Annotated in this window: 14 protein-coding genes; 7 read left to right on the top strand and 7 right to left on the bottom strand. The window is 71.2% G+C overall.

Annotation, left to right across the window (positions count from 1 at the left end):
- Positions 1 to 3: 3 nt before the first annotated feature.
- The 3 genes from LWP59_RS22680 to LWP59_RS22690 are packed head-to-tail and all read left to right on the top strand — an operon-like array spanning position 4 to position 2586.
- Complete coding sequence (locus tag LWP59_RS22680) at positions 4 to 459, top strand: Rieske (2Fe-2S) protein (protein WP_144642657.1); 456 nt, start codon at positions 4 to 6, stop codon at positions 457 to 459.
- A 4-nt stretch (positions 460 to 463) separates the two neighbouring features.
- Complete coding sequence (locus LWP59_RS22685) at positions 464 to 1537, top strand: amidohydrolase family protein (protein ID WP_144642658.1); 1074 nt, start codon at positions 464 to 466, stop codon at positions 1535 to 1537.
- Positions 1534 to 2586 (top strand): amidohydrolase family protein, encoded by a 1053-nt coding sequence (locus LWP59_RS22690; protein ID WP_144642659.1) that lies wholly within the window; start codon positions 1534 to 1536, stop codon positions 2584 to 2586. Before LWP59_RS22685 ends, LWP59_RS22690 begins: the two co-directional genes overlap by 4 nt.
- A 39-nt stretch (positions 2587 to 2625) precedes the next feature.
- Here LWP59_RS22690 and LWP59_RS22695 read toward each other — a convergent pair whose 3' ends face one another.
- From LWP59_RS22695 to LWP59_RS22725, 7 genes are all read right to left on the bottom strand, one after another.
- A complete protein-coding gene (locus LWP59_RS22695; RefSeq protein ID WP_144642660.1) occupies positions 2626 to 4239 on the bottom strand; it encodes an AMP-binding protein in 1614 nt (537 codons plus the stop codon).
- A 1-nt stretch (position 4240) separates the two neighbouring features.
- Complete coding sequence (locus tag LWP59_RS22700; protein WP_144642661.1) at positions 4241 to 4948, bottom strand: alpha/beta fold hydrolase; 708 nt, start codon at positions 4946 to 4948, stop codon at positions 4241 to 4243.
- Positions 4945 to 5793, bottom strand: coding sequence for a class III extradiol dioxygenase subunit beta (locus LWP59_RS22705; protein ID WP_144642662.1), 849 nt, complete (start codon positions 5791 to 5793; stop codon positions 4945 to 4947). Before LWP59_RS22705 ends, LWP59_RS22700 begins: the two co-directional genes overlap by 4 nt.
- Entirely contained in the window at positions 5786 to 6130 is a 345-nt protein-coding gene (locus LWP59_RS22710) for a protocatechuate 3,4-dioxygenase (RefSeq protein WP_144642663.1), read from the bottom strand. Before LWP59_RS22710 ends, LWP59_RS22705 begins: the two co-directional genes overlap by 8 nt.
- A 207-nt stretch (positions 6131 to 6337) precedes the next feature.
- Entirely contained in the window at positions 6338 to 7198 is an 861-nt protein-coding gene (gene purU / locus LWP59_RS22715) for a formyltetrahydrofolate deformylase (RefSeq protein WP_144642664.1), read from the bottom strand.
- On the bottom strand, positions 7195 to 8073 hold the full coding sequence (locus tag LWP59_RS22720; protein WP_144642665.1) for a methylenetetrahydrofolate reductase: 879 nt from the start codon (positions 8071 to 8073) through the stop codon (positions 7195 to 7197). Before LWP59_RS22720 ends, purU begins: the two co-directional genes overlap by 4 nt.
- A 34-nt stretch (positions 8074 to 8107) precedes the next feature.
- A complete protein-coding gene (locus LWP59_RS22725; RefSeq protein WP_144642666.1) occupies positions 8108 to 9463 on the bottom strand; it encodes an aminomethyltransferase family protein in 1356 nt (451 codons plus the stop codon).
- A 250-nt stretch (positions 9464 to 9713) separates the two neighbouring features.
- On the opposite strand from LWP59_RS22725, the gene ligM reads away from it, so the two are divergent.
- From ligM to LWP59_RS22745, 4 genes are all read left to right on the top strand, one after another.
- Entirely contained in the window at positions 9714 to 11117 is a 1404-nt protein-coding gene (gene ligM, locus LWP59_RS22730; protein ID WP_144642667.1) for a vanillate/3-O-methylgallate O-demethylase, read from the top strand.
- Between the two features lie 92 nt (positions 11118 to 11209).
- Complete coding sequence (locus tag LWP59_RS22735) at positions 11210 to 12265, top strand: LacI family DNA-binding transcriptional regulator (RefSeq protein WP_144642668.1); 1056 nt, start codon at positions 11210 to 11212, stop codon at positions 12263 to 12265.
- Positions 12266 to 12363: 98 nt separating this feature from the next.
- Positions 12364 to 13776: a hypothetical protein gene (locus tag LWP59_RS22740; protein ID WP_191334769.1), complete on the top strand. Its 1413-nt coding sequence runs from the start codon at positions 12364 to 12366 to the stop codon at positions 13774 to 13776.
- Positions 13743 to 14285 carry a hypothetical protein gene (locus tag LWP59_RS22745; protein ID WP_144641100.1) on the top strand — a complete coding sequence of 181 codons (543 nt, stop codon included), beginning with the start codon at positions 13743 to 13745 and terminating at the stop codon, positions 14283 to 14285. The genes LWP59_RS22740 and LWP59_RS22745 overlap by 34 nt, the downstream gene beginning before the upstream one ends.
- Positions 14286 to 14325: the final 40 nt, after the last annotated feature.

Genomic DNA, 14325 nt, shown 5'->3' on the forward strand with positions numbered 1-14325 from the left:
TCAATGCGGATCGTGGTGGCCCCTGTCTCGGAGTTCGCGCCGGGAGACCGGCGGATCGTCCGGGTCGGGAAGCGCTCCATCGGAGTCTTCCGGGTGGGCGAGAAGTTCTACGCGCTCAACAACTACTGCCCTCACCAGGGCGGGCCGCTGTGCCTGGGGCGCACGGCGCCGACGGCGATCTCGTCCGGTCCCGGGGACTTCGCGGTGAACGAGGACGTGTTCGTGGCGTGCCCCTGGCACGGCTGGGAGTACGACGTCACCACCGGCCAGTCCTACCTCGGCCCCGGTGAGGCGCCCGTGCGCAGCTACGGCGTCAGCGTCACCCCCGGCGACGCGCTCGGCGACGGGGTGCGGTTCGGCGACCGGGTGCCCGGGCCGTATGTCGCGGAGACCTACGACGTGCAGGTGGAAGACGACTACGTGGTGGTCGACACGACCGCCCGGCAGACAGGCAGGTGAGCAGATGACCACGACCGAACCCCGGCAGCGGACCGCGCTCTTCGACGCCGACATCCATCCGACCGTGCCGGCGGACAGGCTCGCCGAGAAGCTGCCCGAGCCGTGGCGCACCCGGTTCCAGACCTTCGGCACCCGCATCGCGCCGCCGCCCGCGATGTACCCGCGCGTGCGCAACGGCGGCATGCGCCTGGACTCCTACCCCGCCAACGGCATCCCCGGCAGCGACCTGGGCATGCTGCGCGAGCAGGTGCTCGACGAGTACGGCGTGGGCTACGGCGTGCTGATCCCGTTGCAGGCGCACAGCTATGGCGCCGAGCAGCCCGACTACGCGCACGCCTTGTGCCACGCGCTCAACGAGTGCCTGCGCGAGGACTTCCTCGACCCCGAGCCGCGGCTGGTGACCAGCATCTGCGTCCCGCACGAGGCACCGGAGCAGGCGATCGCCGAGATCGAGCACTACGCCGGCGACCCGCGCTTCGTCCAGGTGCTCTTTCCCGGCGGTGCGGAAACCTTTCTGGGGCACCAGAAGTACCTGCCGATCTACCGGGCGGCGGCGCGGGCCGGGCTGCCGGTCGCGATCCACCTCGGCGGCATCGAGCAGCACCGCGGTGACGGCTGGCCGTCGTTCTACCTCGAGCACCACGCGTGGTTCGGCAACGTGATGGCGATGGTCGCGGCGAACCTCATCTGCGAAGGCGTCTTCGAAGACGTCCCCGACCTGCAGATCGTCCTCGTCGAAGGCGGGATCGCGTGGTCGGCGCCGCTGATGTGGAGCCTCGACGCGGCGTGGCCGAAGCTGCGCGCCGACGTGCCGAAGCTGCGGCGCAAGCCCTCGGAGTACTTTCGCGAGCACTTCTGGTTCAGCACCCAGCCCATCGAGGAGCCGCCCGAGCCGCGGCACCTCGCGACGGCGCTGGCGCACACCGGGATGACCGACCGGATCCTGTTCGCCTCCGACTACCCGCACTGGGACTTCGACTCGCCCGCGACGGCGCTGCGCGACCTGCCGAAGGAGCTGCGGCAGCCGATCATGACGGACAACGCCTACCGGCTCTACCACCGCCTGGAGCGCCCGTGACCGAGCACATCGACACCGACGTCCACTGCGCGCCGGCGTCCCTGGAAGCCCTGTTCCCCTACTTCGACGGGTACTGGCGCTCCTACATCACCGACGCGAACCTGAAGCTGTCGCCGTCGGCGGCCAACGCCTATCCGCCCGGCGCGCCGACGTCGGCCACCCCGCAGGCACGTGCCGCGGGCGCGTTCCCGCCGGACCACGTGGACCTGCTGCGCAAGCAGGTGCTCGACCGGGACGGGCTCCGGTGGGCGTTGCTCAACTGCACGACGTCGTTCGACATCAGCCGCAACCCGTACTACGAGGCCGCGCTGACCCGTGCGGTCAACGACTGGGTGCGCACGGAATGGCTGGACCAGGACGACCGGCTGCGTGCGAGCATGGTCGTCCCGACGCTGGACGTCGACGCGGCGGTCGCGGAGATCGAGCGGCTCGGCGCGGACCGCCGGTTCGTGCAGGTCCTGCTCCCGGTGCGCGGGCAGGACGCGCGCTACGGCAACAAGCGGTTCCACCCCCTGCTGGCCGCGGCGGCGCGGCACGGCCTGGTGGTGGGGCTGCACGCGTGGGGGCGGATCTCCAGCTCGGCCACGCCGACCGGGTTCGCGCACACGTATCTCGAGGACTACGTCAGCAACGCGCAGATCGTGCAGGCACACGTGGTCAGCCTCATCGCCGAGGGCGTGTTCCGGGATCTCCCGGACCTGCGGATCTGCTTGGCGGAGTGCGGATTCTCGTGGCTGCCGGCGCTGTTCTGGCGGTTCGACAAGGAATGGCGCGCGGTGTGGCGCGAGGTGCCGTGGATGAAGGAGGCGCCGGCGGAGTACCTCTACCGCCACTTCCGCGCCACGACGGAGCCGGCGCAGCTGCCCGAGTCCGGCGAGCAGGTGGCACAGCTGCTGGAGATGATGCGGGTGCCGGAGTTCCTCATGCACGCCAGCGACTACCCACACGACCACGGCGACGGCGCCGACCGCCTGCTGGCCGCACTGTCCGATTCGGACCGGGTGTCGGTGCTGCACGCGAACGCCGCCGCGTTCTACCGGCAGCTGTGAGGTCACGGTGGCCGCCCGCGGCGACGCGGGCGGCCACCCTCAGTCCCGCGGCAGGGCCTCGAGTACCTCCCGCGCCCAGGCGAGTTCCAGTTTGCCGGTCGGGGTGCGGCGCAGCTGCGGCAGGAACGCGACGCGGCGGGGCACCTTGTACCCGGCGAGGTCGCGGCGCGCCCAGTCCTGGATCTCCCGTTCCGTCAGCGTTCCCGCCGTCGCGACCACCGCCGCCACGCGCTCGCCCCAGATCTCGTCGCGCATGCCGAGCACGACGCAGTCCGTGACGTCCGGATGCGCCAGCAGCACGTCCTCGACCTCCTGCGGATGCACCTTCTCGCCCCCGGTGTTGATCGCGCCCGACCCCCGCCCGAGGAACCGCAGCGCACCGTCGGGGGCGACCTGTGCCAGGTCACCGGGCACCGTGTAGCGGACACCGTCGAGGACACGGAACGTGGTCGAGGTCCTGGCCGCGTCCTTGTAATAGCCCAGCGGCATCGGCCCGGCGTAGGCCAGCACCCCGGTCCGCCCGCTGCCCGGCACGACCTCCTCGCCCTCGTCCGTGAGCACCTTCGTCACCGGCACCGGGAAGAACCGGGCCGGCAGGTCGCCGGCCGACGAGGTGACCGCGAAGGCGAACGGGCCGCCTTCGGTCGAGGCGATCGCGTCCACGACCGTCACCGCGGCCCGTTCGTGCAGCGCCCGCTTGAGGTCGTCGCTCAACGCCGTGCCCGAGCTGATGACCGACCGCAGCGAGCCGAGGCCGTGCGGCCTGCCCGCCTGCTCGGCGGCGACCAGCTCGTCGACGAGCGGGCGGCACACCGCGTTGCCCGCCACGATCATCGTGCCGACGCGTCGTTCGGCGACGGTCTCCCAGACGTGGCGCGGATCGAGGGCACCCCGCCGGGTGGTGACGACCTGCCCGCCGGTCAGCAGGGCACCCATCGAGTTGAACAGGCCCGTGCCGTGCATGAGCGGGACGACCGGCATCGTCACCGGCGCGAGACCGGTGTTGTGCGCGGAAACGGCGATCTCGACCGCTTCGTCCAGCGTGCCGGGAAGCGCCTCGGCGCCCAGCGGCCGGAAGATCGGCACGAGCAGCGAGTGCAGCAGGTCGGCGTGGCGCCAGATCACGCCCTTCGGCCTTCCGGTGGTGCCGCCGGTGTACATGAACAGCTGGTCCGAACCAGGGCGTGGCCGCGCCGGCCGCGGGGCCACCGAGCGCAGCACCTCTTCGAGCTCGGCGGCAGCGGGCCCTGCCGACGCCGGACCCACCCGGACGAGCAGGCGCAGGGTCGGTACGTGCCGCGCCGCGTCGCTGACGTTCCCGGCCAGCTCACCGCTGAAGACGAGCGCCGCGGCGTCCGCGTCCCGCAGCAGCGACGACAGCTCGTCCCGGGTGTAGCGGTAGTTCGCGTTGACCGGCACCGCCCCGAGCTTGAACGCGGCGAACACCGTTTCCAGGTACGCGGCGCCGTTGTAGAGGTAGCACGCGACGTTGTCCCCCGGCCCCACGCCGGCGGCCGCCAGCGCGGCCGCGAGCCGCGCGGACCGGTCCTCGAACTGCGCGTAGGTGAGCTCCCGTCCGGGCTCGGAGACCGCGACCGCGTCCGGCAGCCGCCGGGCGACGGCCTCCCAGACCGAGCCGAACGAGACGTCCATTTCAGCCTTCCCGCAGATCCAGCAGCACGTCCGCCAGCTCCTTCGGCGCGGTGACCATGGCCTCGTGCCCGGTGGCGACCGTGCGGACCGGCCAGCCGCGGGCCTCGGCGCGCTCGGCGTGCGCCCGGAACACCCGCATCCAGTCGGTGCACTCGACGAACGCGGCCGGGACGGTGTCCGCGGCACCGGTCAGGCGCAGCGGCTCGGTGTAGGTGAGCCACGGGTGCGGGGTCAGCCGCGCACCGAGCCAGTCCACATCGGACTGTTCGGTGACGCCGAGCACCTGCAGCGACCGGACCGGGATGAGCCAGCCGAACCCGGGGCCCGCCACCGACTCCCGGTAGTGCCCGGCCACCGTCTCCGGCTGCAGCTCGATCGCCGCCTCACCGTCGTCGCCGACGAACGCGTCGAGGTAGACCCGCAGCGACAGCCTGTCCGGGATCCGGTCGGCCACCCCGGTGACGACCTGGCCGCCGTAGCTGTGCCCGACCAGTACGACGTCGTCGGCGTCGTAGGCCTCGACGAGCGCCACGACGTCCTCGATGTGCGTGCCCAGCCCGACGGACGGGTTGAGCAGGTGCGCGCGGTCGCTGACGCCGGTGAGCGTCGGGGTGTGCACCTCGTGCCCGGCGGCCCGCAGCAGCGGCGCGACCCGCTGCCACACCCAGCCGCCGTGCCAGGCGCCGTGGACCAGGACGAACGTGCTCATGCGCGCACCTCTTCGAACAACGCCAGCGCGGCGGCCGTGTTGGACGCGGGCACGTGATAGGTGTCGTGCACGCGGGTGATGTGCTCGCTCAGCGCGCCGCGCATGACCAGCCACATGATCAGCTCGATGCCCTCCGTGCCGGCTTCGCGGATGTAGTCCTCCCGGCTCAGGGCCGCGAGCTTCGCCGGCTCGGCCTCGATCGCCCGCAGGAACATCCGGTCGAACTCGCTGTTGATCAGGCCCGCGCGTGCCCCGGCCAGCTGGTGGGACATGCCGCCGGTGCCGAACACCGCGACCCGCACGTCCTGCGGGAACGACCGGATCGCCCGCCCCATCGCCTTGCCGAGCGCGTAGCAGCGCGCCGCGGTCGGCTGCGGGTACTGGATCACGTTGACCAGCACCGGGACCACCGCGCACGGCCACGCGTCACCCGGCTCCGGGCAGTACACCGACAGCGGCACGGTGAGCCCGTGGTCCACGTCGAGCTCGTGGAAGGTCGCGATGTCGAACTCTTCGTCCATCAGCTCGCGCACCAGGTGCTCGCTCAGCTCCGGGGCGCCGACGACCGGGGGCACCGGGCGGCGGCCCCAGCCCTCGTCGGCCACCTCGTAGCGCGCGGCCGTGCCGATCGCGAAGGTCGGCACCAGATCCAGGTCCACGGCGTTCGCGTGGTCGTTGTAGATGATCACCGCCACGTCCGGCCGGTGCGCGGCCATCCACTCCCGGGCCGGGGCGTAGCCGTCGAACAACGGCTTCCAGTACGGGTCCGCGGTCTTGTGGTTGTCCATCGCCGCCCCGATCGAGGGCACGTGGGACGTCGCGAGGCCCCAGACGACCTCAGCCAAGCTTCCGCCCTCCCGAGCGCATGGCCGCCGCGAACTCCTCGACCGACATGCCGGTGAACACCCCGCCGAGGTACTGCATCGACAGCTTGTCGAGCATGGCGAGCTTGTAGGTGTAGAAGATGGACGCCCCGAGGTCGAGCATCGCCGTCCAGTCCCGTTCGAGTACCGCCCGCTTCTGCTCGGGCGAAAGCCCGTACGCGTCGCAGTAGACCGCCTCGTCCGCGCTGAACTCCTCCCGGTTCACCGCGTGCCTGAGCGAGCCGCACATCCGGTTGAGCGCGCGGCCGCGCCGGTTGTTCGCCAGGTCGAGCACGTAGTTGTCCTGGGCCGTGGTCACTCGTTCTCCTAGGTTGTGTTTCCTAAGCGGCGGAGCCGCTTGTGCCTGCGCCATCACCTTGCACCGCTGCGGGTTCTGAGGTGGTTCCTCGCGAGTACAGCGCCGACGTGGTGACCTGGCGGTCATGAGGAGGCGATCCCACAGCGAGGGGCCGCCTCAGGTTCCGCCACCCGCACCGGCCCGCAAGCCACCTCTCTGAAACAGTCCCTAGAACACGACTGTCGTGTTGCCGTCGCGGATGACCCGGTCGTCGCAGTGCCAGGCGACCGCGCGGGAGAGCACGAGCCGTTCCACGTCGGCGCCCTTGCGCTGCAGCTCGGCGGCCGACTCCCGGTGCGACACCCTGATCACGTCCTGCTCGATGATCGGCCCCTCGTCGAGGTCCTCGGTCACGTAGTGCGCGGTCGCGCCGACCAGCTTGACCCCGCGCTCCTTGGCCCGCTGGTAGGGGCCCGCGCCCATGAACGCCGGCAGGAACGAGTGGTGGATGTTGATCACCGGCACGCCGACCTCGTCGAGGAACTCCCCCGACACGATCTGCATGTAGCGGGCGAGCACGACCAGGTCCACGTTGCCCTTGAGCAGGTTGAGGTGCTCCTTCTCCGCGGCCGCCTTGTGGTCCTTCTCGACCGGGACGTGGAAGAACGGGATGCCGAACTGCCGGACGTCGTCGCCGAGGTCGGGGTGGTTGGAGATGACCATCGGGATGCTCATGTGCAGCTCGCCGCGGCGCTGGCGCCACAGCAGGTCGAGCAGGCAGTGGTCGGCCTTGGACACCAGCACCGCGACCCGCTTGTGCCGCTTGGCCTCGACGAGCCGGTAGGTCAGGCCCAGGTCCTCGGTCAGCCGCTGCCCGAGCACCTCGTCCAGCTCCGCGAGGCGCCCGGACAGGCCGGGCAGGTGGAAGACCGTGCGCTGGAAGAACCGCCCGCCGGAGGGGTCGCTGGAGGACTGGTCGAGCGCCACGATGTTCGCCCCGTGCTCGGCCAGCACGGTCGAGACGCTGGAGACGATGCCGGGCCGGTCGGCGCCCTGCACGATCAGCCGCCCGTAGTCCTCGGCGATCACGCGTCATCCTCCTTTTCGGACAGTGCGGCGAGCAGCTTCTGCCGCCACTGCTCGGTGCCGCGCAGCTCGTTGAAGGTGAAGATGTGCAGCCCACGGACGTTGGTGCGGAACTTCGGCAGCGCGGTGCCCAGCCGCCGCGCGAGCTTCGTCGGGTCGTAGCCGCCGGGCAGCAGGAACCGCCAGAGCATGCTCTGCTGTTTCTGCAGGAACCGCGCGGACTGGCCGAGTCCGATCCCGGCGGAGATGCGCATCAGCTTCTGGCGGTTCACCGGCCCCGGCATCCCGACGTAGACGGGCAGCTCGATCCCGGCCGTGGCGATGCCCTCGGCCCAGGACGCCGTTCTGGTGGCGTCGAAGCAGATCTGGGTGATCACGCGGCGGGCCATCGGGGCCTTCTGCTTGAGCGCCAGGTCGATCGCCTCCTGCGGGATCGACCCGTGCCCCTCGGGATAGCCGCCGATACCGACCTCGAAGGAGTGGCCCGCCTCCTCCATCGCCCGCAGCAGCGAGTACGCGTCCGTGAACTCGCCCGCCGGGTCCGGGGCGTCGCCGCCGATGACGAAGACCGACTTCACGCCGGCTTCGGTGAGCCGGGCCACGACGTCGGCCACGTGCTGCTGGTCGACGAACAACCGGGCCGGCAGGTGCGGCGCGACCCGGTAGCCGTGGCCCAGCAGGCGTTCGGTGAGCGCCAGCGTCGTGTCGATCCCCTTCGCCTCGGTCACGGTGACCGTGAGCGGCACGTCGACCGGCACGGCGGCGAGCACGTCCCGTTCGGTGTTCTTGAACGGCATCACCTCGTAGCTGGTGTCGCGCACCAGCTCCGCCAGCCGGGAGCGCCGCCGGCGGGCGCTCTCCTCGCGGGGGTTGGTCATCTCTCCTCGATCCCGGGTCCGAGTGTGGAAGGCTTCAGGGCTTGCGGTAGGAATCGCGCACCTCCCGGACGTACGGCGCGGGTGCGACGGTGGCGCGGACGGCGATCTGCCGGTGCGGTTCGACACCCGGCTTCGCGGAGTTCGGCTGCTCGCCCCACAGCACGCTCACCTCGGTGCCGGGCTCGCTCGCCGCGAGCTCGACCGTGGCGAGGGAGACGAAGTCCTGCTCGTTGGCGAGGTAGCCCACGTCGGTGGACATGCCGACGAGGTCGTCGCCCCGCAGCACCTTGTCGGCCTGGTACAGGGCGTAGCGCGCCTTGGGCAGGTCGATGAACTTGGCCGGGACGCCGGGTTCGCACAGCGACCGGACAGCGGCGGCGACGTCGTCGGGGTGCCAGACGAGGGTCACCTTCGCGCGGCGGGGGTGTGCGGCGATGCGTTCCAGTGCCGCACGGCCGAGGAAGTCGTGGTCGAACTTGACGGTGCGCCCGTAACCCACGTCGTAGGGCGTGACGTAGTAGTCGGCGATGTCCGCGGAGTCCATGCTACCGCCGAGCGAACCGAGCGCGTCCGCGCCGAGCCACTCCCGGTAGGAGCGCAGCTCCGGCCCGAAGACCGCGGGGACCACGGCGGGTATCCAGCCCGACTCCAGGTTCGCCGTCGAGTACGCCTTCGCACCGGCCCGGACGAGCCCGAACTCCTCGCCCGCCGCGAGGATCGCCGAGAGCACCTCCTCCCCTTCCGCCCACGGGCCGAACAGCTCGAACCCGGGCTGTCCCGCCATCCCGTGGCGCAGCGCGCGGACGCGGTGCCCGGCGACGGTGAACTCGGTGGTGGCGAAGAACCTCACCTCGGGCAGCGGCGCGCCGGTCAGCTTCTCCACCAGCGGGCGCGCGGTCGGCCCCTGCAGCTCGTAGCGGTAGACCTTCGGCGGCCCCGAGTGGCGGTCGGAGGAGTTCTCGTCCCGCTCGACCGTCACGTCGTAGTCGCCGGTCTCGGCGTGGTACTGCAGCCAGTTGGCGACAGTCGGGTGGCCGACGAGGTCGAACAGCCCGTCTTCGAGGTGGAAGAGGATGGCGTCGCCGATGAGGTACCCGTCCTCGTTCACCGCGACGTACTGCTTCGCCTTGCCGGGCGTGAAGTTCGCGAAGGAGTTGACCCCGAAGGCGGTGAGCAGCTTCAGCGCGTCCGGGCCGCGCAGGTACAGGTCGGTCATGTGGTGCGACTGGTCGAGCAGGGCGCACGAGGTGCGCCAGGCCCGCTGCTCGGAGCGCCAGTTCGTGAACTCCGGCGCGACGGGGAACGTGTGCGGCCGCACCGGCGAGTCGCGCAGCAGCCCGACCGGGGACCCCGCGCGCCGGAGCGCGGCCTCGAGACTTTCTCCACCCATGGTCCGGCGCTACCTCCTGTGCTCCCGTTCGCCCCTCGTCCAGTAGAGCGGACCCGGCGCCGCGTTACGTCCGGCATCGGAACGGGATCGACCGCGACAAATGACGGCATGAGTCGAATGTCCTACGGCAGAGGGGTCGCGGGAAGGTCGTGCTCGGGTGCCGGGCCTCACTACTGTCCCTCGTGAGGGCGGCCGCACCCGGCGGCGGACCCGGCCTCGTCGCAGACCGGCACCAGCAGAACGGAAACCCATGAGCGCGAAGAGCCTGCAGGATGTGCTCGACCGGACGGGGAACACGGTCGAGCTCCTGCGCAACTCCCAGATCGGGGCCTACATCTACCCGGTGGTCCCGGCCGAGTTCACCAACTTCCGCCGTGAGGTGATCTCCTGGCGCGACGCGGCGGTGCTGTTCGACCAGACCCACCACATGGTGAACCTCTTCGTCTCCGGCCCGGACGCGCTGAAGCTGCTGTCCGACACCGGGATCAACAGCATGGCGAAGTTCCCCGTCGACTCGGCCAAGCAGTTCGTCCCGGTCTCTCCCGAAGGCGGCGTCATCGGTGACGGCATCCTCTTCCGGCTCGCGGAGGACGAGTTCGTGTTCGTCGGCCGCGCGCCGGTGGCCAACTGGCTGACCTTCCGGGCGAGCCAGGGCTACAACGTCGACGTCCGCCTCGACCAGCGCTCGCCCTCGCGGCCGTACGGCAAGCAGGTCACCCGCGAACTGTGGCGGTTCCAGATCCAGGGCCCGCGGGCCTGGGACGTCATCGAGAAGGTGCACGGCGGCACGGTCGAGCAGGTCAAGTTCTTCCGCATGGGGCACCTGAACATCGCCGGGGAGCAGGTGCGCACGCTGCGGCACGGCATGGCGGGCGCGCCGGGACTGGAGATCTGGGGCCCGTACGAGAGCTACGACCGGGTCCGCGACGCGATCCTCGAAGCGGGCAGCGAGTTCGGCCTCGAGCCCTGTGGCTCGCGGGCCTACTCGTGCAACACCCTCGAGTCGGGGTGGATCCCGTCACCGCTGCCCGCGGTCTACACGGCGGAGGAGCTGCGTCCGTACCGAGAGTGGCTCGGCGCGGACAGCTACGAGGTCAACAACGCGCTGGCGGGCAGCTTCGTCTCCGACGACATCCGCGACTACTACCTCAACCCCTGGGAGCTCGGCTACGGCTCGTTCGTGAAGTTCGACCACGACTTCATCGGGCGGGACGCGCTCGCGGCGATCGAACCGGAGACTCAGCGGCGCAAGGTGACGCTGGCCTGGAACGCCGAGGACGTGGGCAAGCTGCTGGCCAACCCACTCGACAAGGACGGCCCGCGCTACCAGTTCTTCGACCTGCCCAACGCCAACTACGGCTCGTCCAACTTCGACTCGGTGGTGGACGCGGACGGCAACGTGGTCGGGCTGTCGCTGTTCACCGGCTACAGCGTGAACGAGCGCACGGCGCTGTCGCTGGCGACGGTTGACCCCAACGTCCCGCTGGGCGCCGAGGTGCGCGTGATCTGGGGCGAGCCGGACGGCGGCAGCCGGAAGACGACGGTGCAGCCGCACGAGCAGTTCCCCGTGCGCGCCGTCGTGAGCCCGGCGCCGTACTCGGTGGTCGCGCGGGAGACCTACCGGCCAGGCTGGCGCACGGCCGCCAAGGTCTGACCCCGGCCGGCCGTGGCGGCGGCCTTGTATCCTGAACCGATGGACGAACGGGAGACCGGACGGCCGGCACCGTCCACAAAGGCCGTCCGGCGGTGACCGCGGGCTCCGGCCGGGTCACCCAGGCCCAGGTGGCGCGGCTCGCGGGCGTCTCGCAGGCCGTCGTGTCCATGGTGCTCAACGGGTCCGAGAGCCTGCGCATCACCGACGAGACCCGGGAACGGGTCCAGGAGGTGCTGCGCTCGACGGGCTACACCGTCGACATCATGGGCCGCCGCCTGCGCGGGAAGTCCAACCACATCCTCGGCGTGTTCAGCTACGAGTCGGTGTTCCCCTCCCGGGTCGCCGACTTCTACCGGCCGTTCCTGCTCGGCATCGAGGAGGAGGCCGAGGCACAGGGCTTCGACCTGCTGTTGTTCACCAGCGGCGGCCGCCGCGACGGGCGCCGCCGGATCTACGACCAGGGCACGAACCGCCTCGGCATCGCCGACGGCTCGGTCCTGCTCGGCAGGCACAACGACCCGCAGGAGCTGGCGCGGCTGGCCGAGGACCGGTTCCCCTTCGTGTTCGTCGGCCGCCGGGAGTCCCCCGCCGGGCCGATCAGCTACGTCGGCGCCGACTACGTGGCGGCGACCCGGCAGGTGCACGAGTGGCTCTGGGGCCTCGGGCACCGCCGGATCGGGTTGCTCAGCGTGACCGAGGACAGCGAGCCGACCCTCGACCGCCGCGCCGGCTACGAGGCCGCGGTCCGCCATCGCCGCCGCAAGCCGCTGGTGTTCCTCGAAGACGATCCCGTCGCCGCGTTGCGCGAGGCCCTGGGCCAGGACGTCACCGCGCTGCTCGTGGAGAGCACCGCGATGGCCGACGCCGTCCTGGCGGCCGCGCACGCGGCCGGGGTCGGCGTGCCGGGCGGGCTGTCGCTGGTGGTGCTGGGCGACGCCGACCCGTCGCAGCAGCCCGCGGCCCACGCCGTGCCGAGCACGGCCACCGACTGGTCGATGTTCCGCATCCCGCGGCACGAGATGGGCGTGCACGCGGTGCGGGCCCTCGTCGGCCTGCTCGAGAGCCCGCGGCCCCGGCAGCTCCTCCTCCCCTGCGCGGTCCACGAAGGCGCCACCGTCGCCCCGCCGCCCGCCGTGCGCCACCGGTAACGCTGCGCACCGTCGTTGACTCCGCCGTGCCCCGGCGATTAACGTCATCGCCGGGCTCGTTGAGTAATACGTATTATCATAACTTCGAGGAGGCGGTTGTGACGGAAAGGTACGCCCGGAGAACGGTTCTCGGTGCCGTCGCGGGTGCGTCGCTGCTCGGGGTGCTCGGCACGCGGACGGCCTCGGCGGAGGTCCCCGCCCCGGCCGGGCCCTACCCGCCGCTCGCCCCGCTCCCGCCCGGCGCGCCCGTCCGGCGGCCGTTCTCCCCGCTGGAGCAACGGTTCGGCCCGTACCTGGCGATCCTGCCGGGCATGGTCAACGACATCGTGACCACCGATCCGGCCACCCTCGGATACATGGGCGGCGGCTGGTGGCGCACGCCGAGCGCCCCGTACAACTCCCGTGTGCAGGAGCACGTGTACACGCTGAGCTGGTTCTACGCGAACCACCGCAGCTGGAACCCGTACGCGGGCGACAGCGCGTTGCTCAACCGGCTCGAAGCCGCGGTGACGCACTACCTGAACCTGCAGCACGCCGACGGCTCCTGGCCGGAGTACGAGATCACCGAGGAGTCCAAGGCCGCCACCGGGTTCGGGCTGGGCTACCTGGCCAAGACGCTCGCGAACCTACGCCAGGCGGGCGCCCTGCCCGCCCGCCGCACCGAGATCGAGGCCGCGCTGCGCCAGGGCATGACCTGGTTCCTGAACCCGGCCAACCCGATCTGGGCGGACACCATCGAATACGCGAACCAGAACGCGGCGGGCCTGTCCTCGTCGCAGCTGGCACTGAAGCTCACCCCGGACGCGGCGCTGCTGGCCAAGCTGAACGACCGGATCGGGTTCCTGGCCGAGCACGGACAGAGTCCGGCCGGGTTCTTCTACGAGCCGACCGGGATGGACATCAACTACAACTTCGAGGTGATGCTGCCCGAGATCGCCGAGATCCACGCGCTGACCGGGAACCGCACCGTGCTCGACATGGCACGCAAGTTCGCCGGCTGGTTCGGCTACAACGTGCTGCGCGAACCCGACGGCTCCGGTTCCCTGACCTACGTCGCGATGTCGAGCCGCACCCACACGTCCTTCTACGACAACGTGATCCCCGATCCGGACCGCACCAACCTCGGCTCGCTGTTCGTGCCGGAGGTCCCCGCGCTCGGCGCGTTCTTCACCTCCCGCGAGGACCGGGCGGCCACCCGCGCGCAGTGGGCGCGGTCGGGCGATCCCGTGCTGGGGCCGGCCAAACAGGACACCTCGCCCGGATCCTCGCCCACGTCTCCTACGGCGAGGCTTTCCCTTCCCACGGCGCGAAACAGGCCTCCATCGCGCAGCTGCCGTACCTGCGGTCCGCGAACTTCGCGGTGCAGCTGCGGGACCCGAAATTGGACCAGACCTATACCTACGTCCGCCGCCCGCACCTCTACCTCACGGGGTTCTGGGGCACCCGGCCCTCGAGCTACGTTCGCGCCGCCCAGGGCATGCTGTGGCATCCGCGGGCGGGCACGGTCGTGAACTCCCAGCAGGACGACACGCAGTGCTGGGCGAGCCTGCTGCCCAACGGGAACCCGGACGCGCGCAGCGACCTGGCCGCGGAGTTCCTCATCGGGGAGCGGGCGTGGGACGGCAGTGCCCAGGTGCCGGGTTCGGCGCCGGTCGTGGTCCGCTACGGCCTGCCCGACGGGCGGATCCGCACCGAGCTGACGATCACCCAGGACACGGTGACCCGGTCGGTGCAGGGCACGAGCGCGCTCACCGAGCAGATCCCGCTGGTGCTGCGGCCGGACGACCGGGTCGCGTTCGCCGACGGAACACCGGTGTCCTACAACGCCAACGCGGCCGCGACCGCCACCGGGCTCACGATCCGCCGCGGCGGCACGACGATCGCGATCAGCTGGGGCAGCCCGCTGGCGGCGACGGTCACGGCCACCACCGTGACGTTCCTGCGGGACGCCGCGCGGCGGCTGCACGTCCTGCGGATCCCGCACGGCGGCACGCTCACCACGTCGATCCGGCTGCGCTGACGCCTCGTGGCCGCCTGTGGCGTCCCCAGTGGACACCGCA

This window comes from Amycolatopsis acidiphila (assembly GCF_021391495.1).
Classification (GTDB): domain Bacteria; phylum Actinomycetota; class Actinomycetes; order Mycobacteriales; family Pseudonocardiaceae; genus Amycolatopsis_E; species Amycolatopsis_E acidiphila.